The organism is Stenotrophomonas sp. YJH_SMC_138 (assembly GCF_059369855.1).
Genome location: NZ_JCAFTB010000007.1, coordinates 64,214 through 87,373, shown reverse-complemented (window position 1 = coordinate 87,373; position 23,160 = coordinate 64,214). Strand labels below are relative to the sequence as shown.

Below are 23,160 nucleotides of genomic sequence, written 5' to 3'. Positions count from 1 at the left end.
GACCATCCACGGATGAGTGTGGGTTGAGATGAAGGTGGTTCCCCGCCGGGAGTCTAGCATGGGCGCGGGCGCCGCCAAGGGCGGCGGTCACGGCGCGATTTCAATAGACCAGCTGTGCCGCGCTGCACTGGATCGACTGCACGTTGACGTCGGTCCGGCCCAGTTCCAGGCCCAGCACGCTGGCCAGCAGGTTGGTCAGCAGAGTGCCGACACTGTTGAGCACCGGTCGCAGTGCTGCCAGGATCGGCTTCAGCACGGTGCACAGCAGGCCGCTGCAGCTGACGCTTCCGTCCGGGTTGGCGACGCCGCTGCCACTGGCGCCATCGAGGAAACCCGCCGGCGCGGTCTGGATGTACGACGCCAGGTTGTTGCGCACGCAGCCGTTGTAGTCGATCAGGTTGCCGAGCAGGCTGTCGCAGCGGTTGATCAGCAGGCCGCCGACCAGCGAGCCGAGCAGGCCATCGAGCAGGCCCAGGCCCTGGCCGGTGACGGTCGTCCTGTAACCGGTCCACACCGAACCGTCTTCCCAGCAGGTGGTCAGGCCCAGCAGGCAGGGCTTGGGGACGCCATTCTTCACCGTCCAGTTGCCCAGCGGGGCGAGGTTGCGTGCCGGATCGCCATCGCGCAGCAGCGGGATGACCTGGTCGACGTTGTAGCGTCCGCCAGTGGGAAAGGCCGCCTGCAGGTAACGATCGGCCAGCGCCTTGGCCGTGTCGTTGGCACTCATGCCCTGCTTGGGCGAGCTGAGCATGCCCGACAGCACCCGCAGCAGCTCGTTGACCAGGCTCGACACTGCGTCACCGATCGCGAGCGGATTGATCCGGGTCGAGCCGGTCTCGCCCGCAGCCAGGGTCAGGTTCTGTGAGCCGGTGAGGGCGGGCAGGGTGATCCTGTCGTTGATCAGCGGCTGGCCCAGCAGCTTCAACAGCTGTTCGTTCTGCAGCGTGGCGTCGCAGACATTGGCCTTGGAGAATCGCTGTGCGGGGTCGACGTTGCCGACGCAGGCACGCAGCACCGATGAATCGACCTGGATGGTGGCCTTGGGGGGACTGCCGCCGCACTGGATGCCGGTCAGGGTACCCATGCCGTTGGCCACGTCGACGTGCAGCGGCAGGTGCAGGCGCGTGCCGAGCAGGTTCAGCAGCGGCCCAAGCGCGAACAGGTTGTTGCTGTCCACGTCCACCATCAGCCGCACCTGCGCATTGTAGGCGCGGGTGCCGACGCCGCCGATGGCGATCGACGGCGGCTCGACCACGCCGCCCTGGATGTTGATGCCCAGCAGGTCCAGCCCCTTGATCGTCACGCCGTTGCCATCGTTGGCGATGGAGATGGCGGTGCTGATCAGGTTGAGCACGTTGATCTTCGATTCCAGTGCGCTGCCGACGGTGCCGTCGGGTGAGACAACTTCCGCGAACAGCCCGCCGCCGCCGGCCTGGCTGCCGAGCACGATGTTGAGCTTGTTGATGTCCAGCTGGGTGGCGACCAGGTCGGACAGGGCGCGCAGCTGCACGCCCACCGTCGAGTCACGGCCGACCACGGTGGCGGTGGCATCGACCAGTTGCGCCAGCGAGATCTTGTTGACCGACAGCAGGCGGTTGAAATCGGCCACGCTGAGGTTGGCGCTCACCGGGATGTTGAGTGCCTTCAGCAGGCCGGATGGGGTGACGTTGGCCTGCGCCAGACCGTCATAGGACAGCACCGTGGCATTGCTGACATCCAGGCCGACCAGGCGCAGGGTCGACAGCAGTACGGAATCGCCATTGGTGCGCAGCAGCTGCGAGCCCACCGCGAACACCGCCGTGGGCTCCGAGCGGCGGGCGACCGCCTGCACGCTGACGGTCGGCAGGCTGGTGTTCTGGCCGAAGAAGGGCAGCACGCTGCGCTCGGCGATCACCTGCACCGCATTGCGCGGGTTGCTGGCATCAACGCTGGTGACGAAACGGTTGCTGGTACCGCGGCTGGCACTCCAGTTGCCGCAGCGGACCTGCAAGGTGCCTGCGAACCTGTTCTGGGCCAGTGCGCTTTGCCGGGCGGCGCTGTTGTCGCTGTTGTCCGCGCTGCACAACTCCAGTCGCTGCGCGCCGGCCAGTGCGGCCAGATCGGCAACCTTCTGCGCATCGCGCTTGGCCCAGAACAGATAGCCGATCTCGATCAGGCCCAGCATCGCCAGCAAAGCCAGCATGACCAGCATCATGGTGACCGACATGCCGCCGCGTGTGCGGCCGAAACTGAACTGGCGTGGGCGTTTCATGGCCTACCTCAGCGTCCGGAGGAGGAGGCATCCTTGGACCGGGCAACATCGGTCTCAAAGAAGTCCGGGATCTCGTGTTCAAAGCTCTTCAGGTAACGCGCATAACTCAGGGTGGCCTGGTCACCCAGGATCGGCAGGCGCTGGCCGGCCTGCTGTCCCGACGCCTGCAGGCGGAACAGGTTGCGGGTGGCTTCGCCGCTCTGCAGGCGCGCACGCGGTGTTGCCGGCGGGGCACCGTCGGTTGCGGGGAGTGCCGGTGGCACCGCTGCCACCGCCGCGGATGCGGCGGGTGCGGCCAGCTCCACGGTGGGAAGCGGCTCGGCCTGCATCGGTGCTGCGGCCGGTGCCGACGGCAAGGGGCCACCTAGCATCTGTCCGGTCAATGGCTGTTGCTGGGCCTGCACGGCACCGGCAGCAAGCAGGCAGGACAGCACGGGCAACAGGCGTCGGGTCAGGTGCATCGCAGTCATGGTGTGCTTCCGGTCGGGTGTTCGGTGGTGCTGAAGCGTTCCAGCATCGACGGTGGCAGGCGCTGCGGATCGCGCTCGTCACGTGCTTCGCGGCGTGGTTCGGCTGCCAGCCGGGTGCTGCCCGACGCACGGGCGCCGTGTTCGCTGCTGGCCGCGGACGCAGGCGCAGGGGCGTTGACGGCGGCCGCCGCCTGCCGCTGCTGCAGGCGCGTGCGGATCTGCTGGGCCTGCTGCTGGATGCTGCGGCGCGTTTCGTCGTTGAGGTTGGCCTGTGCCGCCAGGCGCTCCGCGGTGGCCTGGTCGCCGCGCAGGAGCGCCCACAGTGCGAGATTGGCCGTGGCCTTGGCGTTGCCTGGCGACAGTTCCAGGGCCTTGGCCAGCGGCTCGCGCGCCTGGTCGAACTGGCCGGCGCGCAGCCGCGCATAACCCAGGTCGCCCAGGTAGTCGGTGTTCAAGGGCTGCAGTTGCGTGGCGCGCGCCAGCGCCTGTTCGCTGCCGGCGTCGTCATCGCGGCGTGCAGCGATCAGGCCCAGGCCGTGGGCGGCCGCAGCGGCCTGCGGCCCGCTGGACAGCTCGCGATACAGCGCTACCGCTGCGTCGCTCTGGCCAGTCTCGCGCAGGGCGTCGGCCTGCAGCAGGCGCAGGGCGGGGCGATCACCATAGCGTTGGCGGAAGGCCTCCACGTGGGCGAGCGAGGCATACCAGGCGCCCTGCTGCTGCATGCGCTCGATCAGCTCCAGATAGGTGTTGCGGCTGTCCTGCGGATCGGGCTCCGGCGGCGCAAGGCTGGGCGCCCGCACGTACTTCGGCGTGGTCGATGCGCAGCCACTGGCCAGGGTGGCGAGGGCGACGGCAAGCAGCAGGCAGGGGGTGCGCAGGGCAGGCATCAGGGCGATCCCATCTTGGACATGGTGGTGGCCAGCGCGACCAGCGCTGGACCGGCAAGCACCAGCATCAGTGCCGGCAACAGGGTCAGCATCATCACCACGGTCATCTTCACCGAGAGCTTGCCGACCTTTTCCTTCAACGTGTTGCGGCGCTGCTCGCGCAGGCGGATGCTGAACTGGCGCAGCGGTTCCTGCACGGCGCCGCCGTGCGCATGCACCTGCAGGATCAGCTGCATCAGGCTGGCCAGGTCGTCATCGGCGTAGACCTCGCTCAAGCGCCGCAGTGACTGCGCGCGGGTGCGGCCGTGGGTGTAGGCCACGTTGGCTTCCTGCAGTTCGCCGCCCAGTACCGGCAACGCATCGCGCAGCTTGTCGCCCAGCGTCTGCAGGCTCTGGTCCATGCTGAAGCCCACGCCCTGCAGCAGGCGCAGCAGGTCGATCAGCAAGGGCAGTTCGTTCTCGACCGCGCGGCGGCGGCGCTTGACCCACGACGACAGCACGAACTTGGGCAGCAGCAGCCCGGCCGCCAGCGCACCGATCACCACCATCACCCTGGCCAGACCGTGCGCGCTGCTGAACGCCAGCGCCAGCGCCAGCACCAGCAGCGCAAGCAACAGGCGCAGGCCGAGATAGATGGCGGTGCCGCGGCGCGTGTTCCAGCCGGCCAGGTCCAGCAGCAGCCTGTCCTCGTTGGCCAGCAGCGCGGCCTCCAGGCGGCCACCACTGAGCGAGCGCCCGAAGCGCTCGAGCCAGCCCAGCGAGTCGCGGCGCGTGGCCTCGGTGTCGCGGGCTTCCTCGCGCGGCTGCAGGGCGGTCTTCAGCGCGGCCGAGGTGCGGTGCTCGCGATGGCTGCGCACCCAGCCGGCAATGCCGAGCAGGGCGACGCCCGCTGCCAGCACCAGCAGCGAAAGGGCGAACCAGGCGCTGGCGCTCATCGGGCACCTCCCGGGTAGCTGCGGGCGGTCATAGCGATTTGGCCAGGCGGTACAGCAGCAACGCCCCGAGCAGTTCCAGGCCCAGTGCGATCAGCAGGATCCTGTGGCCGAGCGGGTCATGCAGCACCGGCTGGAAGAACGACGGGCTGGAGATCGCCATCAGCACCGCACTGGCCGGAGGCAGCAGCCCCAATACCCAGGCCGACATGCGGGTTTCCGAGGTGGTGGCGGCCAGCTCCTGCTGGGCCTGCTCCAGGTCGCGCATGAAATCACCCATGCGCTGCAGGATCTGGTCGGCGCGCCCGCCGATGCGCACGCTCACCCCGATCACCACCGCCAGCACCTTCAGCACGTCCATCCGGTACGGCTGTGCGGCCAGGCTCAATGCACGATCCAGCTCCATGCCGCTGCGCGCATAGCGCACCGTGGTGTCCAGCAGGCCGCGGAGTGGCGCGCTGGTCTGCATCGAAGACACCTGGAACGCGGCCTGCAGGCTGTTGCCCAGCGCGGTGAGGCGGACCAGGTTGTCGAGGAAGTCCGGCATCTGGTGCAGCAGCTGCGCGCGCAGTCTGGTGATCCGGCGCATCACCCACAACCAGCAGCCCAGCAGGTACAGCAGCAGGGTCAGCGGGAACATCCAGGCCGTGCCCAGACGCATCGCCGCCACGACCGCAAGCACCAGTCCCGGTACCAGCAGCATCAGTGGCAGCTTCCAGCCCGGCTGCAGGCCGGCGCGCTGCAGGACGCCATCCCAGGGTAATGCGCGGCTCCCACTGCTGGCGGGGCGGGCCGAATCGTTCGCCGCCGCAACGGCAGGCCCGGCCGGCACCGCACCGGCCGTGCTGCCGCGTGCCAGCTGCTGCTCGGTGTGCTGCAGCGAGACCTGGCGCTGTTCACGGCTGCTGGCGGTACCCCACAGCCAGACGGCCAGCGCCAGCAGCACCGAGATGATGCTCAACACGCCCAGCAGCAGGCCGGTGCCCATGTTCAGAAGTCCCCGTAGAGTGATTCGCGCAGCTGCTGGCGGAACGGCTCCAGCTTGTGCGAATGCGGATGGAAGCCCAGGCCGATCCAGCGGTCGGTCTCGCGGCCGGTGCCATCGATCTGCACCTCGTGGCGGAACATCTCCTGGGTGGTGATCAGGTTGTCGCTGACCCCGGTGATCTCGGTGATCGAGACCAGCACCCGGCGCCCGCTGCCCAGTCGCGAGATCTGCACGATGAAATCAATGGCGCTGGCGATCTGCCGGCGCAGGCTGTCTTCGCTGCCCTGGAAGCCGGCAAACCCGGCCAGCATCTCGATGCGGTACAGGCAGTCGCGCGGCGTGTTGGCGTGGATGGTGGCCATCGATCCGTCGTGGCCGGTGTTCATCGCCTGCAGCATTTCCAGCACTTCAGCGCCGCGCACTTCGCCGACCACGATGCGGTCCGGGCGCATGCGCAGGCTGTTGCGCACCAGGTCGCGGATGCTGACCGCGCCCTGGCCCTCGGCGCCGCCGATGCGGCTCTCCAGGCGCACCACGTGCGGATGGTTCAGCGAAAGCTCGGCGGTGTCCTCCACGGTGATGACGCGCTCATCGGCCGGCACGTAGCTGGCCAGGGCATTGAGCAGCGAGGTCTTGCCCGAGCTGGTGCCGCCGGAGACCAGGATGTTGCAGCGCCCCAGCACCATCGCCTTCAGCAGTGCCTGCATCGGTGCGTCGAAGGTGCCCTTGGCGAGCAGTTCGTCGGGGGTGAACGGGTCCTTGCGGAACTTGCGGATGGACACCATCGGTCCGTCCACCGCCAGCGGCGAGATGATCGCGTTGAGGCGGCCACCGTTGGGCAGGCGCGCGTCGACCATCGGATTGGAATCATCCAGCCGGCGGCCGAGCGGGGCGAGGATGCGGCGCAGGATGCGCAGCAGGTGGGTATCATCGGTGAAGCGCTGGGTGGCGCGCTTGAGCTGTCCGCCCTGCGAAACGTGCACGTCCTTGAAGCCGTTGATCAGGATGTCTTCGATGGAGGGGTCGTGGAGCAGGTCGTCCAGCGGGCCGAAACCGGTCAGCTCCTTGACCAGTCCCTCGGCGACCACCTGCATCTCTTCTTCGTTGATCGGGATGCGCCATTCCTGGATGAAGCCCACGGTCTGCACCTGCACCCAGCGGGCGATGGTGTCCGGGGCCCAGGAATCGATGTCGATGCGCTCGTCCTCGATGCTGTTGAGCAGATGCTCATGCGCGGCCGACAGCACCTTCTGGTACTGCTCGGTCTGCGCGAACGGCAGGTGGCCCGGGGCAGATTCGGGCAGTACCGGGCGGGCAACGGCATGCGGGAACGGGGTTACCTTGTCTTCCATTGCGATCCACCCAGGGCAAGGGAGAGTCTTTCCCGCAGGCCATGCGGCTGGACCGGGCAGGCGGCCGGATCCAGGCGCGACACGAGCGGGGCGAGGGCACGCAGATAGGGGTCGCGCGGGGCATCCTGCAGCAGCAGGTGTCCCTGGCTGGCGGCCAGGCGCACGCGCGGTCGTTCGGGCAGCGTCGCCAGCAGCGGTACTTCGAAGCGGCGTGCGATCTGTTCCGGGCTCATGCCGCTGCTGTCATCGTGGCGGTTGATCACCAGTTGCAGGCGCTTCTCGCGCTCACGCTGGCCCGCCAGGTGCTTCAGGGCCTGGTCCAGAGAAACCAGCGTGGCGATCGAGGCATCGGTGACCAGCCAGATCTCGTCGGCCTGGTCCAGCAACAAGGGCGGAAGCTGCCGCAACGGGCAGCCGCCGGCATCGCACAGCACGCTGGCGAACACGCCGCGCAGGCGCTGCAGCAGCGCGCCAGGATCCGAGGGCGGAACGGCATCGCTGCCACTGGCACGATCCAGCAGCACCAGCCCGGAGTCATGGCGCGCCATGGCCGTGCGGGCGAGGGTGGCATCGATGCGGCTGGCATTGCGCAGCGCGTCTTCGTAGTGGAAGCGGCTGTCGAGATTGAGGTACAGCGCGAGGTCGCCGGAGGGCTGCGCCAGCTCCATCAGCAGGCCGTCCTGCTGCACGGCTTCGCCCTGGGCCAGGGCGCGCGTCTGCTGCGCCAGCACCGAAAGATGTGCGGCCAGGGTGCTGGTGCCGACGCCGGCGCGCACACCCAGCAGCACGATCAGGCGTGCCTTGTGTGCGTGCTGGGCAACCGCTGCCGGGCGCGGAGACAGGGCGCGCCGCAAGGCCGCCTCGATGCCTGCGTCGTCACTGTCCAGGTCCAGTACATCGCGCAGGCCGGCGCGCAGCGCGATCACCACGCCTTCGACCTGGCCGGCGCTGGTGGCGCCCACGGCCACCAGCGGCAGGTCCGGTTGGGTCTGCTGCAGCTGCTGCGCCAGCACGCTCGAGGCGGCCGCATGCTCGGGCCGGAAGTCGAGCAGCACCAGGCTCTGCGGGCCGCGTTGCAGGTCCTGGGCGGAGGTGGGGGCGTTGCTGTCCTGCCAATGCAGGGCGGTGCTCGGCGGCAGCTTGGCGGCCAGCCGGGGCAGCAGTTCGCGGTCGATGCCGTACAGGACCAGGTTCATTGGCGGTCCTTGCGGATGCAGCGGCTGGGCGGTGGCGTAGGGCATGGGCGTGGTATCGCAGGCATCATGGAGTCAGCGCGAGAATCCGGGCACCGGGTCCTGGCTGACCGGACCCAGCAACCAGGAACCCCACTCGGGGAGATGCGGCCTGGCTTCGCGCTCGCCGGGCAGCGGCAGTTCGGTGTTGCGCGCCAGTGGCTGCACCAGGCGCGGGGTGACGATGATCACCAGCTCCTTGTCCTGGCGCTTGTAATCGAAGTTGCGGAAGAACGAGCCGATGATCGGCAGGTCGCCCAGCAGCGGAATCTTGCTGACGTTGGAGACGATGTTGGAGCTGACCAGGCCCCCGATGACGAAACTCTCGCCATCACCCAGCTCGACGGTGGTGTCGGCGCGGCGGGTGGTGATCGAGGGAATCTGCACGTTGTTGAGCACAATGGCATTGCTGTAGTCCAGGTCGCTCGCTTCGGGCGCTACCTTCAGCGCGATGCGGTTCGCTGCCAGCACGGTCGGGGTCACGGTCAGGCCGATGCCGAACGGCTTGTAGGTGATGGTGGTGGTGCCAAGCCCCTGCGGTTCCAGGATCGGCAGTTCGCCACCGGCCAGGAAACTGGCGCTCTGCCCGGACAGCGCCACCAGCGTCGGCTCGGCCAGTACGCGGGCCATGCCATTGGCCTGCAGCAGTTCGACATCGGCGTTCCACAGCCCCTTGGTCGAGCCGAAAACAAGGCGGAATGCCGAGGAAATCGGCGAGACGGCCTCGTTGCTGCTGTTGCCTTCCTTCATGCCGGGCAGCAGGCCGGTGTTGCCCGGCAACCCGGTGCCGGGCCGCGCGAAGCCGTAGGCGAAGCCGCCGTTGCGGTTCTGGAAGTTGATGCCGATCTGCTTCATCGCGGTCTTGTTGAACTCGACCACCTTGACCTCGACCTGGACCACACCGCCGCTGCTGATGGTGGACGTATCGGCAAGCGCACCCTCCTTGCCCAGTGCCATCGCCGCCGTGCGTTGTTCCTGCATGTGCGAGAGCACGCTGTCAGTGCTTCCCTGCAAAAGGCCCTGCTGGTCCTGCTGGGTGAACACCAGATCGTTGCCGCCGGTGCTGGCCGCACCCTGTACGGCGCTCTGCACCCGTACTGTCACCCGTTGCGGCTCGGCCTGCTTGCGGTGCCACAGCAGCAGGGTGGTGGTGCCGGGCATCCTGCCCACCAGCAGCGCCTGGCGCTGGCCGCGCAGCATCACGATGTCGGCAACGCCGGGGTCGGCAATGGCCACCCGTTCCAGGTCGGCCGGCAGGTTCCAGGGACGCTGCTCACGGGCCTGCAGCACCAGGTCATCGGCGGCCACGCTCGTTGCCGGTGCCAGCAGCACCAGCAGCAGGGCCAGCCACCGCTGGCGGGGAGAAAGGCGTGGACGGCGGCGACGTTCGGTCATGGATGCGCTCGATGCAGGTCAAAGGGAGCCACGGGGGGCGGAACTGTCGCCACGGATGATCTCGATACCCGAAGCGCGCGGGGCGCTGCGACGGGGCGTCGGCGCACGCGCGGGTGCATCCGCGTTGCTGCGTGGCGGGGCACTGCCGCGGCCGGCCAGCGCGTCGCCGTCGATACCGGCGAAGGCATGGTTCTCCGGGCGCTGCAGTGCCAGCTGCTGCTCTGCGTCGAGCCCACGCAGCGGATCGATCACGCCGCGCGACTGAGGGAACAGTGCGAGGTCGGGCAGGCCCGTATCAGCGGGATTGCGCAGCGCCAGGAACAGCTTGCCCTGCTGCGCACCCAGCAGCAGTCGATTGGCGTCGGCCACCGGTACCGCCAGCACCGCGCTGCGCGCGGGTTGCGGGGCTTCATTGCTGCTGTGGCTGCTGCCACTGCCGGTGATGTCGGCCGCGCGCGGGTCGTTGCGGGTGTCGGCCTCGCTATTGGAGGTGGCTTCCGAGGCGACCGGCGCGATGTCCTGCTGCCCATAGCTCAGCACGCGCAGGCGCGACAGCAGCAGGCGCGTCTGCGCGGCTTCGGCGGGGCTGTTGATGCTGGGCTGGGCATTGCGCAGGTTGAGGAAGACGTCGACGAAGTCACCGGGAAGGATGCGGTTGCCGGCACCAACCAGTTCGTCCACGGGCACGGCCAGTGCGCGCTCGCCCGGCCGCAGCTGCAGCGAGAAGCCCTGTGCCAATGCGCTGCTGCTGATCGGGCTGCCTTCGGCGATGTCCTGCACCGGCACCTTGCCGACCACGGCGGCGATGCTGGTGGCGGCACCGGCGACGGGGGAGGTGCGCTGGGCCAGGCGCAGGTCGTTGGCGCTGATCGGCTCGCCCGCGGGCAGGCGCGCCACGGCTTCCACCACCGTGATGGCCTGCACTTCGTTGTGCGCGATCGGCGCGGCCGTGACCGGTGCGGCCGGTTTGCGCCCGATCATGAAGGCGATCAGCGCCAGCAGCACGGCCAGGCCGATCAGGGCGACGGCAGCGATGCGGGTCAACTTGAGCATGGAACCGTCTCCAAAATACCGGTCATCAGTTGCCGCTGCCGAGATCGAGCTGGGCGACCGCGACGCTGCGGATGGGAGCCTGCATCACCCACTTGTAGAGCGTGGCGGTGCCGGGCAGGAAGGGATGGCTGGCGTAGTCGTAGCTGACTGTCACGGTCATGCACTGGGCCGTGGCCAGGCCGGCGCAGGGCGCCTGCGCGGACACCACGATGGCATTGCTGCCCCCCGCGCTGCAGTCCACGTTCTGCTTGGAGAACTGCAGCAGCCATTGCATCGAGGTGCGTGCGGCGACGCAGGCGGCGGTGCGCCGTTCGCCGGCCGTGCCGTAGCGCAGCGAGGCGCGCGCGCCTTCGGCCGAGGCGGTGGCCAGGGTCTGCTGTGCTGCCATGATCATCACCCCGGAGAAGGTGAACAGCAGCAGCGGCAACAGGCCGAGCATCAGCATCAGGGCGAACTCGATGCTGGCGACGCCGCGTTGCTGGCGCGGGCTGCGGATGTTCATGGTGCACCTCCGTAGATGCTTGCCAGCACCCAGCCGATGGCGGCGAGTGCGAGGTAGGCGGCATAGGGAATGCCACGTCGTCCCTGGCGTGCGGCCTGCATGTCGCGCAGGGCCGGATGCGCGTGCCATTGCGTGCTGGTGCGATTCACCTGCATCTGCAGGTGGCCGGGCAGCAACACGCCCAGGCGCCGGCCCGCCAGCACCAGCACGGCGTGCAACCCGGCGGCGAGGCTGGCGACCAGCCAGACCGGCAGCAGCGCCTGCCAGCCCAGCATCAGCCCCAGCACGGCAAAGAACTTCACGTCGCCGGCGCCCATCCAGCGCAGGGCATAGAACGGCAGCAGCGCCAACAGGCCGAGCGCCGCGCCGGCAACGTGGGGCAGCCACGGCTGGCGCGGCGCACTGAACTGGCCGAAGACGATCACCACGGTGGCGATCACGCAAGCGGCGATCAGCCAGGCGTTGGGCACCCGACGGGCATACAGATCACTGATCGCGATCCGCAGGCATACGCCGATGGCCAACAATCCCAGCAGTGTCATCGCACACTCCGTCGTCCGTCACTGGACGGTCTTCGCCTGGTTCCATGCGCCCCACCGTCGCGGCTCTGCCGGCCGCGCGCGGTCGCCGCTCAGGTCGTCGAGCCCGACGCCTTGGTGGCCAGTGCGGAGAGGTTCTTGAACAGCGTTTCGAAGAACCCCTTGATCTGGTCGTTGCCGACCGCGATCAGGACACCAGCGATGACGGCAGCCAGCAGCCCGTACTCGAGCGCGGTGACACCGTCTTCTTCCTTCAGGAATTTGCGGATCGATGCGTTCATGACCAATGTCTCCCTCTACCTGTCTGCGGATGCAGTACACCTGCGTTGGGCGGTGGCCCGGCTCCGCCGGGATCGTCCGTGGGCCTCCGCGCGTCCTGGCGGAGGAGGCACGGCGGGATGGGCCCGCTGTGCTCAAGCAGGGTGATCGTCCCCAGGCAGGCCGCCAGCCGCACGGTCGCGACCGCTCGGCCCGGGGCCGGTGGTCGAGGCATCCAATGATGCGTGCGTGGTCATGCTGTCCCCCTGGGTGCGGCCGGATCAGTTGGCCGGATCACCGTGCTATCGACTTTGCCTGAATGGAAGTTGGCTGCAACAGGAACCTATATGCAAATTCGGCAGAAACCCCGCGATGCTGAAACTTTCAGGGCGTTTCTGTGACGAGAATCCGTTCGAAGGCAAAACGATTCATGCTCGTGCAGATTATGTGATTTCCATTTTCCGGCGCATGCGAGGACCATGCCAATGGCGCCGACATTTTCTTCATCTGTGTATCCTTTTTCTTCATTGCAGCCCGCGGGTTTACCTTCGCCGATTATCGGGCATACTCGCATTCAAGCTGTTGCATTTCCATGGTTGGCCGCATCGGAGCCGATGCGGCCTGCACGACAACGGAAGTGGTTTCTGGATCGCTGCGCGCCCTGTCAGGCAGTGGGGGCCGCATCGCATGGCGGATCAACGGGGGACAACACTGTCATGGTCGATGGTGGGGTAGGAGACAGCGGCGACAGCGGCCTGCGGTCGATAGACCTGGCCACGCTGAGCGGCGTGCTTCGTGTCTGTGATGTCGAACTGCTGCTGCTCGATGGCAATGGGCCACGTGCGGCATTCGCTTCGCGCGTGCACGAGGAAGCCCTGTTCTGCAGCATCAGCTGCGGTTTCCACTGCCGCGGCCGTTTCATGCTGCCGCCGGACTGGGCGATGCTCGGGTACCTGCACGCCACCGATGAGACGCTGAGCTGGTGCCATGGCGTACCGCTCACGCCGGGGATGGCGTTGACGATCATGCCGGAAGGCATCAGTGAGTTCACCCTGAGCCCAGGCACGCACATGACCCTGATGCTGCTGCCGGTGGCACGGGTGCAGCGCAAGCTGACCGAACTGAGCCTGCGCAGCACGCCTCCCGCTGGCCAGGCACTGTCACTGTTCAATCTGGCCAGCGAAGGCACGCCGTTGGCACGCCACTACCAGCAGCTGCACCTGCAGCTGGGGCAGGGTGCAGGCCTGCAGCCGGAAGAAACTGAAACCCTGCTGCACGAGCATGTGCAGGCCCTTCTGGGTGCCGGTGCGGCGGATCGCCCGGGTTGCAGCCGTGCACGGCGTACGCATTATCTGATCGCACAGCGGGCAGAGAACTTCATGCGGCTCAACCTGCGCCGCAATATCTACATGAATGAAATCTGCGATGCGGCTGGGGTCAGCGAGCGCGGCCTGCGTTATGCGTTCGAGGACCTGTTTGGAACCTCGCCCAACCGGTATCTCTCCATGCTGCGCCTGTGCGCGGCCTGCCGCAGCCTGTCGATGGCCGATTCCAGCCGTCGCTCGGTGAAAGCCATCGCCCTCAGCTGCGGCCTGTGGGATCTTTCGCGCTTCGCCGACAATTACCGCAAGGTATTCGGCGAACTGCCGCGCGATACCCTGATGCGCGCGCCCGCGCAGATCGGCCAACCGGCCTGAGCCAAGCCCCGCAAGGGTTTTCGCGGCATTCGTGCCGGAATTGCACATCCGCTTGCCGATCATGTTGCCGCTTCTGCATAAACGGCTGCCGATTCCGGCCGTGGATTTGCCGGAATGCGCGATTGCCGTGCCGGATTGAAGTGCGCCGCCACCGTTGCAACCGCTGAAATGTCAGTCACCTGCCTAACGGCAAGTCCACTGACATTCCAGTTGTTCGCCTACGGGGGAAATGCTCATGAACCGCATCTACCGGCGTGTATGGAACCGCCAGCTCAATGCTCTGGTTGTGGCCTCGGAACTGGCCACCGGCGACAGCGGCGGCGGCGCCGCACGCGATCCGCGCGCCTTCCTGCTGATGCCCACCGCGCTGGCCCTGGCACTGCTGTGCGCGCTGGCCAGCGGCCACGCAGGGGCATCGGAAACCAATCAGTCGCTGCGCGACCTGCAAGCGCTTGCGGCGAAGTATGCGCAGCCGATGCCGGTCAAGGTCGACGCGGAAGTGGCCTTGGCTGCCGCCGCGCGACAGGCGCAGAGCAACCCCGCGATCAGTGCGGACGCTCGCCTGGGCCTGCAGTTGAACACCACATCGCTGCCGGTGGTGCGTGACGTATTGCCGGCCGCCGTGCAGGTGAAGCTGGCAGCGAACACCACGCCGAAGCAGGTGGCCGTGCCGGCGCTGGCGGCCGATGTACGCGCCACTGTCGGCCTGGGCAACACTGCGATCAAGGCGGCACAGGTGGATGCATCGCTGGCAGCGCACGTTGCGCCGGGCGCGCAGGCGCCGCTGGGCGTGGCTGCCGATGCGCGCGTCAGGGCCAAGGTCGGCATCGCTGGCCATCAGGTCGCTTCGATCGATTCGGGTGCCCAGGCGGCAGCGGGCCTCAGCGGTTCGTCCCTGAAGGCCTCTGTCGACGGCGACACCGACGCGCATCTGGCGGTGGCTGGCCATCACATCGAGGGGCAGGGCCAGGCACGGGCGACGGCGGCGGTCACGCTGCCGGCCAAGGAGGAACTGCCGGGTGACACGCATGATCGCGCCATCAGTGCCGCGTTCGATGCCGGCGCCGCGGGCAAGGTGCGCGTGCAGGCGCCGGACGGCCAGGAAGTAGTCGCCGATCGCAACCTGAAGCTGGCCGGGCAGGCAACCGTAGCCGCGCAGCACAGCGCGCTGGGCGTCGGCGGTCTGGTGGGCGGAACAGTGGATGCTGTCGGCGGGACGCTTCACGGTGCCGCGGGTGCGGTCGGTAGCACGGTGGGTGGTGCGCTGAACGGCACCGTTGGCACGGTTGGCGGTGCAGTGGGCGGCGCTCTGAACGGTACTGTCGGAACAGTCGGTGGCGCAGTGGGCGGTGCACTCAACGGCACAGTCGGCGCGGTCGGCGGTGCAGTGGGTGGCACGCTCAACAACGCGGTGGGCGCAGTCGGTGGTGCAGTTGGCGGTGCACTGAACGGCACGGTAGGCACGGTCGGTGGCGCAGTGGGCGGCGCTCTGAACGGTACTGTCGGAACAGTCGGTGGCGCAGTGGGCGGTGCACTCAACGGCACAGTCGGCGCGGTCGGCGGTGCAGTGGGCGGCACGCTCAACAACACAGTCGGCGTGGTCGGTGGTGCAGTTGGCGGTGCACTGAACGGCACGGCAGGCACAGTTGGCGGCGCCGTGAGCGGCGCGCTCAACAACACGGTCGGTGCGGTCGGCGGCACCGTGGGTGGCGCTCTGAACGGCACCGTTGGCCAGGTCGGCAGCGCAGTGGGCGGTACGCTCAACAACACGGTCGGCGCAGTCGGTGGTGCAGTTGGCGGTGCTCTGAACGGCACGGTCGGCACAGTTGGCGGCGCACTGAACGGCACCGTCGGTACCGTCGGCGGTGCGGTGGGTGGAGCTCTGAACGGCACCGTTGGCCAGGTCGGCGGCGCAGTGGGTGGCACGCTCAACAACACGGTCGGCGCAGTCGGTGGTGCAGTTGGCGGTGCTCTGAACGGTACTGTCGGCACTGTTGGCAGTGCAGTGGGCGGCGCGCTCAACGGCGCGGTTGGCCAGGTCGGCGGCGCCGTGGGTGGCGCTCTGAACGGGACTGTCGGTACGGTCGGCGGTGCAGTGGGCGGCACGCTCAACAACACGGTAGGCGCAGTCGGTGGCGCTCTGAACGGCACTGTCGGTGCCGTCGGCAGTGCGGTGGGTGGCGCTCTGAACGGCACCGTTGGCCAGGTCGGCAGCGCAGTGGGCGGTACGCTCAACAACACGGTGGGCGCAGTCGGTGGCGCATTGAACGGTACTGTCGGTACCGTCGGCAGTGCGGTGGGTGGCGCACTGAACGGCACTGTCGGCCAGGTCGGCGGTGCAGTGGGCGGCACGCTCAACAACACCGTCGGCACGGTCGGTGGTGCAGTGGGCGGCATTCTCAACGGCACCACCGGTAGCCCCGGCACAGGCCTGGGCGGTGTGCTGGGAAGCACGCTGGGCAACGTCGGCAGCGCGGTGGGCAACCTGCTCAACGGCAATCTCAATGGCACTGTCGGCAACCTGGGCAGCGCCGTGGGTGGCCTGGTGGGTGGCACGCTCGGCAGTCTCGGCCTGACCCAGCCGTCGGCGATCCCGCCGACCAGCCCGAAGGCACCGGCGCCGGCCGACCCGAATGCCGGCCTGATCATCGGCACCGGTGGCCTGGTCGGCAATGTCGGCCAGCTGATCGGGCCGACCACCACCAGCCTGTTCGGCGGCAATGGCTACCTGAGCAATGGCAATCTCAAGCTCAGCAATGCCAACGTGATGCAGACCTATTCGACGGTCAATGTGCTGGGCCTGCCGGTGGTGAACCTGTCGCCGGTCGGCAGCACGCTCAACGGTCTGGGCGGCGCGGCCACGGGCGGCAGCTCGCACCTGACCCTGATCGGTGGCGTCACTTCCGACAGCTACATCTACAACATCAACAACGGCAATCCGGGTGGCCTGCTGGGCCTGCTGCTGCCGAAGGATTCCCCGGCGTGGGCGGCCAAGTGTCTGGACATCGCGCTGGCCGACATCTCCTGCTGGGCCGTCAACGCGGCGCAGGACTACCAGGTGCTGATGGGTGACGGCGCCTTCGCCAACGGCTCGAAGGAAGTGGTGATCGGTGCCAACGCACGGCATGAACTGCCGAAGGTCGATGCCAATGTCGCCTTCCCCGGTGATGGCGTGAACGATCCCAGCAACCCGACCGGCGTGCCGACGGCCGACTATGCCGCGCGCATGGGCCATTCGGTGATCGTCGGCGACAGTGCCGTCGGCACCGCCAACGGGCAGACCCTGCTGGGTGCCGAGTCCACCTCCAACCAGGCCAACTCGGTCGCGCTGGGCTACCGCTCGGCCGCACTGCGTGGCGCGCAGGCCAGCTACAGTGCCTACGGCCTCACGGCGCCGCAGGTCTCGGCCGGTGAAGTATCGGTGGGCACCGCCGGTGGGGGCGAGCGCCAGATCACCAACGTGGCTGCGGGCAGCGGCAACACCGACGCGGTCAACGTGGCGCAGTTGAAGGGCGCGATCAGCCTGATCAACGGCGTGGCGGATGCTGCGGTGACCTACGATCTGGACGCCGGCGGCAATCCGAACTATCGACGGGTCACCCTCGGCGCAGGCACCGGCACCACCACCATCGGCAATCTCGCCGCCGGTGCGGTCACCGCGGGCAGCCTCGAGGCCGTCAACGGTGGCCAGCTGGCGGCAACGAACAGCGCGATCGCCAGCTTCTTCGGTGGTCGTGCAGCCTTTGACCCGGCCAGCGGCATCTTCACCGCACCGCTGTTCGAGATCAGCACGATCTCCACCACCGGCGCCATCGCCCAGGGCCTGTACACCAACGCCACCGATGCCTTCGCGGCGGTGGATGGTTCGCTGGTCAACCTCAACACGCAGATCACCGATATCCGCAACGGCGGTACCAAGTACCTGCGGGTGAACTCGACCGGTACCGAGGCCGTGGCCAGCGGCGCCGATTCGATCGCGGTCGGCACCAATGCGCGGGCGACGGCAGCCAACAGCATCGCAGTGGGTGCGGGAAGCCTTGCCGATCGTGCCAACACGGTTTCCATCGGTGCCGCTGGCGCAGAGCGTCAGGTCATCAACGTGGCGGCCGGTACCGCGGCCACCGATGCGGTCAACGTGGGACAGCTGCAGGCCTCGGAGCAGGGGGCACTGCGCTATGACCTCAACGCCGATGGCAGCGTCAACTATGCCAGCGCCACGCTGGGCCAGGCCGGCACCGCCACCACGCTGCGCAATCTCGGCCCGGGCCAGGTCAGCGCCACCAGCAGCGAGGCCATCAACGGGGCCCAGCTGTTCGCCGCCAACCAGGCTGTGGCCACCCACCTCGGCGGTGGTGCTGCGGTCAGCGCCAGCGGCGTCCTGACCGCACCGACGTACTCGATCAACAACGTCGCCACCAACGGCACCGTGACCAAGGGCAGCTACAACGACGTCGGCACCGCCTTCGATGCGGTCAGCAACTCGCTGGCCAACGTTGCCGACCAGACCGGCGAGATCGACAAGCTGGCCGTGAAATACGATGTCGACGGCAGTGGCAACGTGCTCAACAGCGTGACGCTGACGGGCACCGGTACCGGTGCGGTGAAGATCACCAACGTCGCCGCCGGCAGCATCCTGGCCGGCAGCAGCGACGCCATCACCGGCGACCAGCTGTTCAGCACCCACAGCACCATCGCCAACTACTTCGGCGGCACCACTGCCTACAACGGCACCACCAACGCGTGGACCGCGCCGACGTTCAGCATTTCCAGCATCGCCACCGATGGCACCTTCACCAGCGGCGATTACAACAACGTCACCGCCGCCTTCACTGCCGTCGATGGCTCGCTGAAGGTCCTCAACCAGCGCATCACCAACGGTGGCGGTGGCAGTGCCTACCTGGCGGTGAACTCGACGGCGGCCGCAGCCACCGCGGCCGGTGCGGAAGCGGTGGCGGTCGGCCCGCAGGCCAGAGCAGCCGGTGCCAACAGCGTGGCGGTCGGCAACGGTGCCAGCAGCAGTGCCGGCAACAGCGTGGCGCTGGGTGCCGGTTCGGTGGCCAGCGTTGGCGCACAGAGCGGCTATACCGGCGCCTACGGCCAGACCGGTGCCAGCAACTCGGCCGGTGAGGTCTCGGTCGGCAGCAGCGGCAGCGAGCGCAAGATCACCCACGTTGCCGACGGCTCGGACACCTACGACGCAACCAATGTCGGCCAGCTGAAGAACGGCGTGAATTACGCCATCGACGAGTCGAAGAAGTACACCGACCAGAAGATCCAGAACATCACCAACGTGGCGGGCAGCTTCCGCGCCAACAACACCAACAACCTGGCCGATCCGTCCGCCAGCGGCGCCAACTCCGCCGCCGGTGGTGCAGGCTCCACTGCCGCCGGTGCCAACTCGACCGCGCTCGGCAATGGTTCACAGGCGCAGGCCGACAACTCGGTGGCATTGGGTGCAGGTTCGGTGGCGAACCGGGCCAACACGGTCTCGGTGGGTGCCAGCGGCGCCGAACGCCAGGTGGTCAACGTGGCCGACGGCTCGCAGGCCACCGACGCGGTCAACGTGCGCCAGCTGCAGGCGTCGCAGCAGGGCACCATCCGCTACGACACCACGGTGAACGGTGCGACCAACTACAACAGCGTCACCCTGGGCAGCACCAGCAGCGGCCCGACCACGGTGCGCAACGTTGCCGCTGGCACCGCCGGTACCGACGCGGTCAACGTGGATCAGCTGAAGTCGGGCATGGCGCAGACCCTGGACTGGTCCAAGGCCTACACCGACGAGCGTATGGGTGGCTTCGAGCGCGACCTGCGCAAGACCGACAACCGTGCTTCGGCCGGTATCGCCTCGGCGATGGCCACCGCAGCGCTGCCGCAGCCCAGCGAGGCGGGCCGCAGCATGGCCTCGATCGCGGCTGGCAGCTACAACGGCGAATCGGGCGTGGCGCTGGGCATCTCCGGTGTCTCCGAAGGCGGGCGCTGGATCTACAAGTTCAGCGGTTCGACCAACAGCCGTGGCGAGGCCGGCGTGGCCGTCGGTGCCGGCATCCAGTGGTGATCCCCGCCGCCGGGCCGCGCCCGCGGCCCGGCATCGCGGAAACGTCTACAGGGGGAATGACATGAAACAGCATCGCATCGCCCGCGCCGGCCAACATGCCGCTACGCTGGGCCTGATCCTGGGGATGGGCCTGCTGGCCGCCTGCCGCAGCCATGCGCCGGCCACCGACGGTCCCGTCGAAGCCACCGCCGTGCAGTTCCCGGAGGCCTCCAGGGCCTCGTTGAAGGAAGGCATCTATCCGGACGTCGCCGACCTGCGCCGCTTCGCGCCGGGCATGAGCAAGCGGCAGTTGTACACGCTGCTGGGCACGCCGCATTTCAATGAAGGCATGTGGGGCGTGCGCGAGTGGAACTACCTGTTCAACTTCCGCACCGCGCAAGGTGCGGAGTATTTCACCTGCCAGTTCCAGGTCCGCTTTGACAGCAAGGGCATCGCCCAGGCGGGTTACTGGAAGCCGGAATCGTGCGCGGCCGTGCTGGAGCCGCCGCGGCCACCGGTCCCGCCGGCACCGGCACCGGCACCACTGCCGGAACAGCCGCTGCGGCTGTCGGCCGACGCGTTGTTCGGCTTCGACAGCGCGGTGCTGAGCGCGGAAGGGCAGCAGGCGGTGCAGGGCATCCTGGCGCAGGTACGCGAAGCCGCACAGGTGCAGTCGATCAGGGTGACCGGCTATACCGACCGTATCGGCAGCGCCAGCTACAACCAGGCGCTGTCGCAGCGCCGCGCCGAGGCCGTGCGCAGCGCGCTGGTGCAGGGCGGCGTGCCTGCGGCCAGCATCAGCGCCGAAGGACGCGGCGCGGCTGAGCCGATCGTGCAGTGCGGGCAGCGCAACCGGCGCGAGCTGATTGCCTGCCTGGCGCCGAACCGGCGCGTGCAGATCGCCGGGATGGCACAGCCACGTTGACCCTCCTGCGCCGGGGCTGTGCCCCGGCATCCCGAGTCCCCCCTGACCGCCGGCAGGCGTGGCAACGTCTCCCCCGTCGTCCACGCCTGCCTGCGGCTCAGGTCTACAAACGGTGCACGCGATGAATGCCCAATTCCTGCCACTCTCCATGAAGACGGAAGCTACGCTCAGCGTGTACGGCCAGCTCGGCAACCATGCCGTGGTGCGCATCCCGGGCCGGCGCCTGCCCGGCCTGATCCTGCAGGCCGATACCGTGGCAGGGTTCCTGGCCCAGCTGCAGGAAGCCCAGGCCTGCCTACGCAGCGGCCGCGCACAGCGCACCGACGCCGAGCTGGACATGCTGATCGACGTGCTGCAGCAGTGGTACGCCTTGATCGAATCGCGCCTGGCCGACGCCGGCGAGGCGCTGTAAAGAAAAAGGGGACGGAGGGGATTAAGTCGTTTCCTGCACACGCGGGGCAAGAACGACTTAATCCCCTCCGTCCCCTTTTCCTACGCGCGGGCGCGGACCAGCCAGCAGGCGGCATCCACGCGTACGCGGTCGCCTTCGATGAACGGCGCGAATGCAGCCAGCGCCTGGTGGCGAAGCACTGCGGCACGGGCTTCCGGCATTGAGCGCAGGGCCAGCCCCAACGGGCCCAGCTGGCCGACATAGGTGGGCAGGTCTTCGCGGGCGATCGAGCAGGGCAGGTCTACCGCAACCACCTCCACATCCTTCCAACCGGCGGCCTGCACAAGCCGCTGTACCCGCCCGCCATCGGCGAAGGCGAACTGTCCCGGCGCGCCGGGTACCCGGGGCGGCAGATCCAGTGCATCGCCGATGGCGCGCTCGGCCGTGGTCATGAATGGATTTTCGTCGGCACTGCGCCAGGCGATGAAGCGCAGCCCAGCGCGGGGTGTCGCGGCACGATGCAGGTTGGCGAACGCGGCCTGGCTGTCCTCGAAGAACATCACGCCCAGCCGCGACTGGATCCAGTCGAAGTGCGCGGACGGCAGAGGATGGCGCTGCGCGTCTGCCACGATGAAGTCCGCGTCCAGTCCCGCAGCCTCGGCGCGCTGGCGGGCCAGCGCCAGCATCGGCGCGGAGATGTCCAGGCCGGTGCTGTGTGTCGCTGGGCGTGCGGCGGCTGATGCCAGCAGGCTGGCACCGGTACCGCAGCCTACATCCAGCAGTTGCATGACGGTCTCCGGAAGTTCGGCCACCAGCAGGTCGGCCATGGGCTGGAACAGGCCATCGAGAATGGCCTGCTGCGCAACCCAGACCTGGCCGCCAGGACCGTTCCACAGGGCGCTCTGATCAACGGGGGATGTACGGGTCATGGTCTTGCCTTGCAGGGAAGTCGCCCATAGGTTGGCGCTTGAAGGTCACTTGAGGTCAAGCCCGTGCGTGAACTGGATATCGGCGAAGTGGTCAAGCGCAGTGGCGTGCCGGCCTCGACCCTGCGTTACTACGAACAGCTTGGGCTGCTGCAGGCACTGGGCCGTCGCGGCCTGCGCCGGCAGTACGACGAGCAGGTGCTGGAGCGGCTGGCACTGATCGGCCTGGGCCAGGCGGCCGGGCTGTCGCTGCAGCAGATCGGCGCATCGCTGCCGCCGCAGCGCGGATGCCTTACGCTGGATCGTGAGGCCCTGCTGGCGCAGGCTGATGTGCTGCAGCGGCAGATCATCCAGCTGCAACGGGTACGCCGGCACCTGCAACGTGCGGCGGCCTGCCCGCAGGCAGAGGATGCCCGGAAGTGCGGCTCGTTCCGGAAGCTGCTGCGGGCACAGCAGCGCATGGCGGGTGGGTGAGAGAAGCGTATCCACGCATGGCGTGAATCCACTGCAGCACGACCTCGGCAGATCCACGCCCTGCGTGGATGATTCAGTCGCGGGTGCTGACTTCCCACGTGGCATGCAGCACCCCCGGCACGTGCTCCATCCGTGCCAGCACCAGATCCAGCTCGTCGGCACTGACCGCGGTACTGACCAGCACCGCGATCACGTCGGTAGGCGCGTCGGCATGCTCGACCACCTGCACATCGCCCACCGGATACTGCGCGGCCTCCAGCGCATCGACCAGTCGCTCGCGCACCCGCGGTACGGCTTCGGCATCCACGCTCAGGCGCACTTCGTAGGTGGCTTCGGTCGCCGCCTCGTTGATCGGGATGCGGTTGATCGCATTCACCAGCGGCCGCAGCAGCGTGTTGCCGGCGATGATCAGCACGGTCAGCAGCACGCCCTCGGCCAGCATGTCCGCGCCGGTGCAGCTGCCGACCGCCGCCGAGCACCACAGGGTGGCGGCGGTGTTCAGGCCGCGCACGTTCATGCCTTCCTTCATGATCACGCCGGCGCCGAGGAAGCCGACACCGGAGACCACGTAGGAGATCACCCGTACTGCCTCGGCGCTGCCGGCGATGCGCATGCCCAGGTCGACGAAGGCGGCGGCGCCCACTGCCACCAGCACGTTGGTGCGCAGGCCGGCGGTGCGTTGCCGGTACTGGCGCTCGGCGCCGATCAGCGTGCCCAGCACGAAGGCGGCCAGCAGGCTGACCACGGTGTCGGCGAAGGGACCGGCCTGGAAGGTCTCAATGAAGCGCATGGCCGGAGTCTACCCGGTCGAGGTGACAGTAGATCCACGCCATGCGCGGATTTCGAAAGTG

At 68.2% G+C, this 23,160-nt stretch carries 19 protein-coding genes; 5 read left to right on the top strand and 14 right to left on the bottom strand.

The features are described 5' to 3' along the window. Positions 1 to 100: 100 nt before the first annotated feature. From AC5P7I_RS15305 to AC5P7I_RS15250, 12 genes are all read right to left on the bottom strand, one after another. Positions 101 to 2,251 carry a TadG family pilus assembly protein gene (locus tag AC5P7I_RS15305; protein ID WP_262088213.1) on the bottom strand — a complete coding sequence of 717 codons (2,151 nt, stop codon included), beginning with the start codon at positions 2,249 to 2,251 and terminating at the stop codon, positions 101 to 103. An 8-nt stretch (positions 2,252 to 2,259) separates the two neighbouring features. After that, on the bottom strand, positions 2,260 to 2,721 hold the full coding sequence (locus AC5P7I_RS15300; protein WP_262088212.1) for a DUF3613 domain-containing protein: 462 nt from the start codon (positions 2,719 to 2,721) through the stop codon (positions 2,260 to 2,262). Next, entirely contained in the window at positions 2,718 to 3,608 is an 891-nt protein-coding gene (locus AC5P7I_RS15295; RefSeq protein WP_032962555.1) for a tetratricopeptide repeat protein, read from the bottom strand. Before AC5P7I_RS15295 ends, AC5P7I_RS15300 begins: the two co-directional genes overlap by 4 nt. Continuing rightward, positions 3,608 to 4,543: a type II secretion system F family protein gene (locus AC5P7I_RS15290; RefSeq protein WP_014647461.1), complete on the bottom strand. Its 936-nt coding sequence runs from the start codon at positions 4,541 to 4,543 to the stop codon at positions 3,608 to 3,610. Before AC5P7I_RS15290 ends, AC5P7I_RS15295 begins: the two co-directional genes overlap by 1 nt. Positions 4,544 to 4,571: 28 nt before the next feature. After that, entirely contained in the window at positions 4,572 to 5,528 is a 957-nt protein-coding gene (locus tag AC5P7I_RS15285) for a type II secretion system F family protein (RefSeq protein WP_262088211.1), read from the bottom strand. Between the two features lie 2 nt (positions 5,529 to 5,530). Then, positions 5,531 to 6,880, bottom strand: a complete 1,350-nt coding sequence (locus AC5P7I_RS15280; RefSeq protein WP_014647459.1) for a TadA family conjugal transfer-associated ATPase — start codon at positions 6,878 to 6,880, stop codon at positions 5,531 to 5,533. Continuing rightward, a complete protein-coding gene (locus AC5P7I_RS15275) occupies positions 6,865 to 8,121 on the bottom strand; it encodes a CpaE/TadZ family protein (RefSeq protein ID WP_041863560.1) in 1,257 nt (418 codons plus the stop codon). Before AC5P7I_RS15275 ends, AC5P7I_RS15280 begins: the two co-directional genes overlap by 16 nt. A gap of 27 nt (positions 8,122 to 8,148) precedes the next feature. Continuing rightward, positions 8,149 to 9,507: a type II and III secretion system protein family protein gene (locus AC5P7I_RS15270; RefSeq protein WP_032962552.1), complete on the bottom strand. Its 1,359-nt coding sequence runs from the start codon at positions 9,505 to 9,507 to the stop codon at positions 8,149 to 8,151. Between the two features lie 18 nt (positions 9,508 to 9,525). Beyond that, complete coding sequence (gene cpaB / locus AC5P7I_RS15265; RefSeq protein ID WP_262088210.1) at positions 9,526 to 10,560, bottom strand: Flp pilus assembly protein CpaB; 1,035 nt, start codon at positions 10,558 to 10,560, stop codon at positions 9,526 to 9,528. Positions 10,561 to 10,585: 25 nt separating this feature from the next. Then, a complete protein-coding gene (locus tag AC5P7I_RS15260) occupies positions 10,586 to 11,062 on the bottom strand; it encodes a TadE/TadG family type IV pilus assembly protein (RefSeq protein ID WP_164077797.1) in 477 nt (158 codons plus the stop codon). Next, a complete protein-coding gene (locus tag AC5P7I_RS15255; RefSeq protein WP_046431106.1) occupies positions 11,059 to 11,604 on the bottom strand; it encodes an A24 family peptidase in 546 nt (181 codons plus the stop codon). The genes AC5P7I_RS15260 and AC5P7I_RS15255 overlap by 4 nt, the downstream gene beginning before the upstream one ends. A gap of 89 nt (positions 11,605 to 11,693) precedes the next feature. Beyond that, the gene (locus AC5P7I_RS15250) at positions 11,694 to 11,882 is read right to left on the bottom strand and encodes a Flp family type IVb pilin (protein ID WP_005416979.1); all 189 of its coding nucleotides are present in this window, start codon (positions 11,880 to 11,882) and stop codon (positions 11,694 to 11,696) included. Positions 11,883 to 12,575: 693 nt separating this feature from the next. On the opposite strand from AC5P7I_RS15250, the gene AC5P7I_RS15245 reads away from it, so the two are divergent. The 4 genes from AC5P7I_RS15245 (at position 12,576) to AC5P7I_RS15230 (ending at position 20,930) form a co-directional block, all read left to right on the top strand. Beyond that, positions 12,576 to 13,556, top strand: coding sequence for an AraC family transcriptional regulator (locus AC5P7I_RS15245; protein WP_032962548.1), 981 nt, complete (start codon positions 12,576 to 12,578; stop codon positions 13,554 to 13,556). A gap of 235 nt (positions 13,557 to 13,791) precedes the next feature. Then, positions 13,792 to 19,614, top strand: a complete 5,823-nt coding sequence (locus tag AC5P7I_RS15240) for an ESPR-type extended signal peptide-containing protein (RefSeq protein ID WP_495222167.1) — start codon at positions 13,792 to 13,794, stop codon at positions 19,612 to 19,614. 61 nt (positions 19,615 to 19,675) lie between these two features. Beyond that, entirely contained in the window at positions 19,676 to 20,518 is an 843-nt protein-coding gene (locus AC5P7I_RS15235; RefSeq protein WP_032962546.1) for an OmpA family protein, read from the top strand. Between the two features lie 148 nt (positions 20,519 to 20,666). Further along, positions 20,667 to 20,930, top strand: coding sequence for a DUF6959 family protein (locus tag AC5P7I_RS15230; RefSeq protein WP_223224455.1), 264 nt, complete (start codon positions 20,667 to 20,669; stop codon positions 20,928 to 20,930). An 80-nt stretch (positions 20,931 to 21,010) separates the two neighbouring features. Here the strand turns inward: AC5P7I_RS15230 and AC5P7I_RS15225 are convergent, their stop codons facing one another. Next, on the bottom strand, positions 21,011 to 21,838 hold the full coding sequence (locus tag AC5P7I_RS15225) for a methyltransferase domain-containing protein (protein ID WP_164077801.1): 828 nt from the start codon (positions 21,836 to 21,838) through the stop codon (positions 21,011 to 21,013). A gap of 63 nt (positions 21,839 to 21,901) precedes the next feature. Here AC5P7I_RS15225 and AC5P7I_RS15220 point away from each other — a divergent pair, with 63 nt between their 5' ends. Beyond that, positions 21,902 to 22,309, top strand: a complete 408-nt coding sequence (locus tag AC5P7I_RS15220; protein ID WP_069116465.1) for a MerR family transcriptional regulator — start codon at positions 21,902 to 21,904, stop codon at positions 22,307 to 22,309. 73 nt (positions 22,310 to 22,382) lie between these two features. Here the strand turns inward: AC5P7I_RS15220 and AC5P7I_RS15215 are convergent, their stop codons facing one another. Next, entirely contained in the window at positions 22,383 to 23,099 is a 717-nt protein-coding gene (locus tag AC5P7I_RS15215) for an MgtC/SapB family protein (RefSeq protein ID WP_014647448.1), read from the bottom strand. Positions 23,100 to 23,160 lie beyond the last annotated feature (61 nt).

Bases quoted from the DNA above. Each gene is read 5' to 3' on its own strand.
- AC5P7I_RS15300 (WP_262088212.1), bottom strand. From the start codon at position 2,721: ATGACTGCGATGCACCTGACCCGACGCCTGTTGCCCGTGCTGTCCTGC.
- AC5P7I_RS15270 (WP_032962552.1), bottom strand. From the start codon at position 9,507: ATGACCGAACGTCGCCGCCGTCCACGCCTTTCTCCCCGCCAGCGGTGG.
- AC5P7I_RS15225 (WP_164077801.1), bottom strand. From the start codon at position 21,838: ATGACCCGTACATCCCCCGTTGATCAGAGCGCCCTGTGGAACGGTCCT.
- AC5P7I_RS15245 (WP_032962548.1), top strand. From the start codon at position 12,576: ATGGTCGATGGTGGGGTAGGAGACAGCGGCGACAGCGGCCTGCGGTCG.
- AC5P7I_RS15240 (WP_495222167.1), top strand. From the start codon at position 13,792: ATGAACCGCATCTACCGGCGTGTATGGAACCGCCAGCTCAATGCTCTG.
- AC5P7I_RS15250 (WP_005416979.1), bottom strand. From the start codon at position 11,882: ATGAACGCATCGATCCGCAAATTCCTGAAGGAAGAAGACGGTGTCACC.
- AC5P7I_RS15275 (WP_041863560.1), bottom strand. From the start codon at position 8,121: ATGCCCTACGCCACCGCCCAGCCGCTGCATCCGCAAGGACCGCCAATG.
- AC5P7I_RS15260 (WP_164077797.1), bottom strand. From the start codon at position 11,062: ATGAACATCCGCAGCCCGCGCCAGCAACGCGGCGTCGCCAGCATCGAG.
- cpaB (WP_262088210.1), bottom strand. From the start codon at position 10,560: ATGCTCAAGTTGACCCGCATCGCTGCCGTCGCCCTGATCGGCCTGGCC.
- AC5P7I_RS15235 (WP_032962546.1), top strand. From the start codon at position 19,676: ATGAAACAGCATCGCATCGCCCGCGCCGGCCAACATGCCGCTACGCTG.
- AC5P7I_RS15230 (WP_223224455.1), top strand. From the start codon at position 20,667: ATGAAGACGGAAGCTACGCTCAGCGTGTACGGCCAGCTCGGCAACCAT.
- AC5P7I_RS15215 (WP_014647448.1), bottom strand. From the start codon at position 23,099: ATGCGCTTCATTGAGACCTTCCAGGCCGGTCCCTTCGCCGACACCGTG.
- AC5P7I_RS15290 (WP_014647461.1), bottom strand. From the start codon at position 4,543: ATGAGCGCCAGCGCCTGGTTCGCCCTTTCGCTGCTGGTGCTGGCAGCG.
- AC5P7I_RS15280 (WP_014647459.1), bottom strand. From the start codon at position 6,880: ATGGAAGACAAGGTAACCCCGTTCCCGCATGCCGTTGCCCGCCCGGTA.
- AC5P7I_RS15305 (WP_262088213.1), bottom strand. From the start codon at position 2,251: ATGAAACGCCCACGCCAGTTCAGTTTCGGCCGCACACGCGGCGGCATG.
- AC5P7I_RS15295 (WP_032962555.1), bottom strand. From the start codon at position 3,608: ATGCCTGCCCTGCGCACCCCCTGCCTGCTGCTTGCCGTCGCCCTCGCC.
- AC5P7I_RS15285 (WP_262088211.1), bottom strand. From the start codon at position 5,528: ATGGGCACCGGCCTGCTGCTGGGCGTGTTGAGCATCATCTCGGTGCTG.
- AC5P7I_RS15255 (WP_046431106.1), bottom strand. From the start codon at position 11,604: ATGACACTGCTGGGATTGTTGGCCATCGGCGTATGCCTGCGGATCGCG.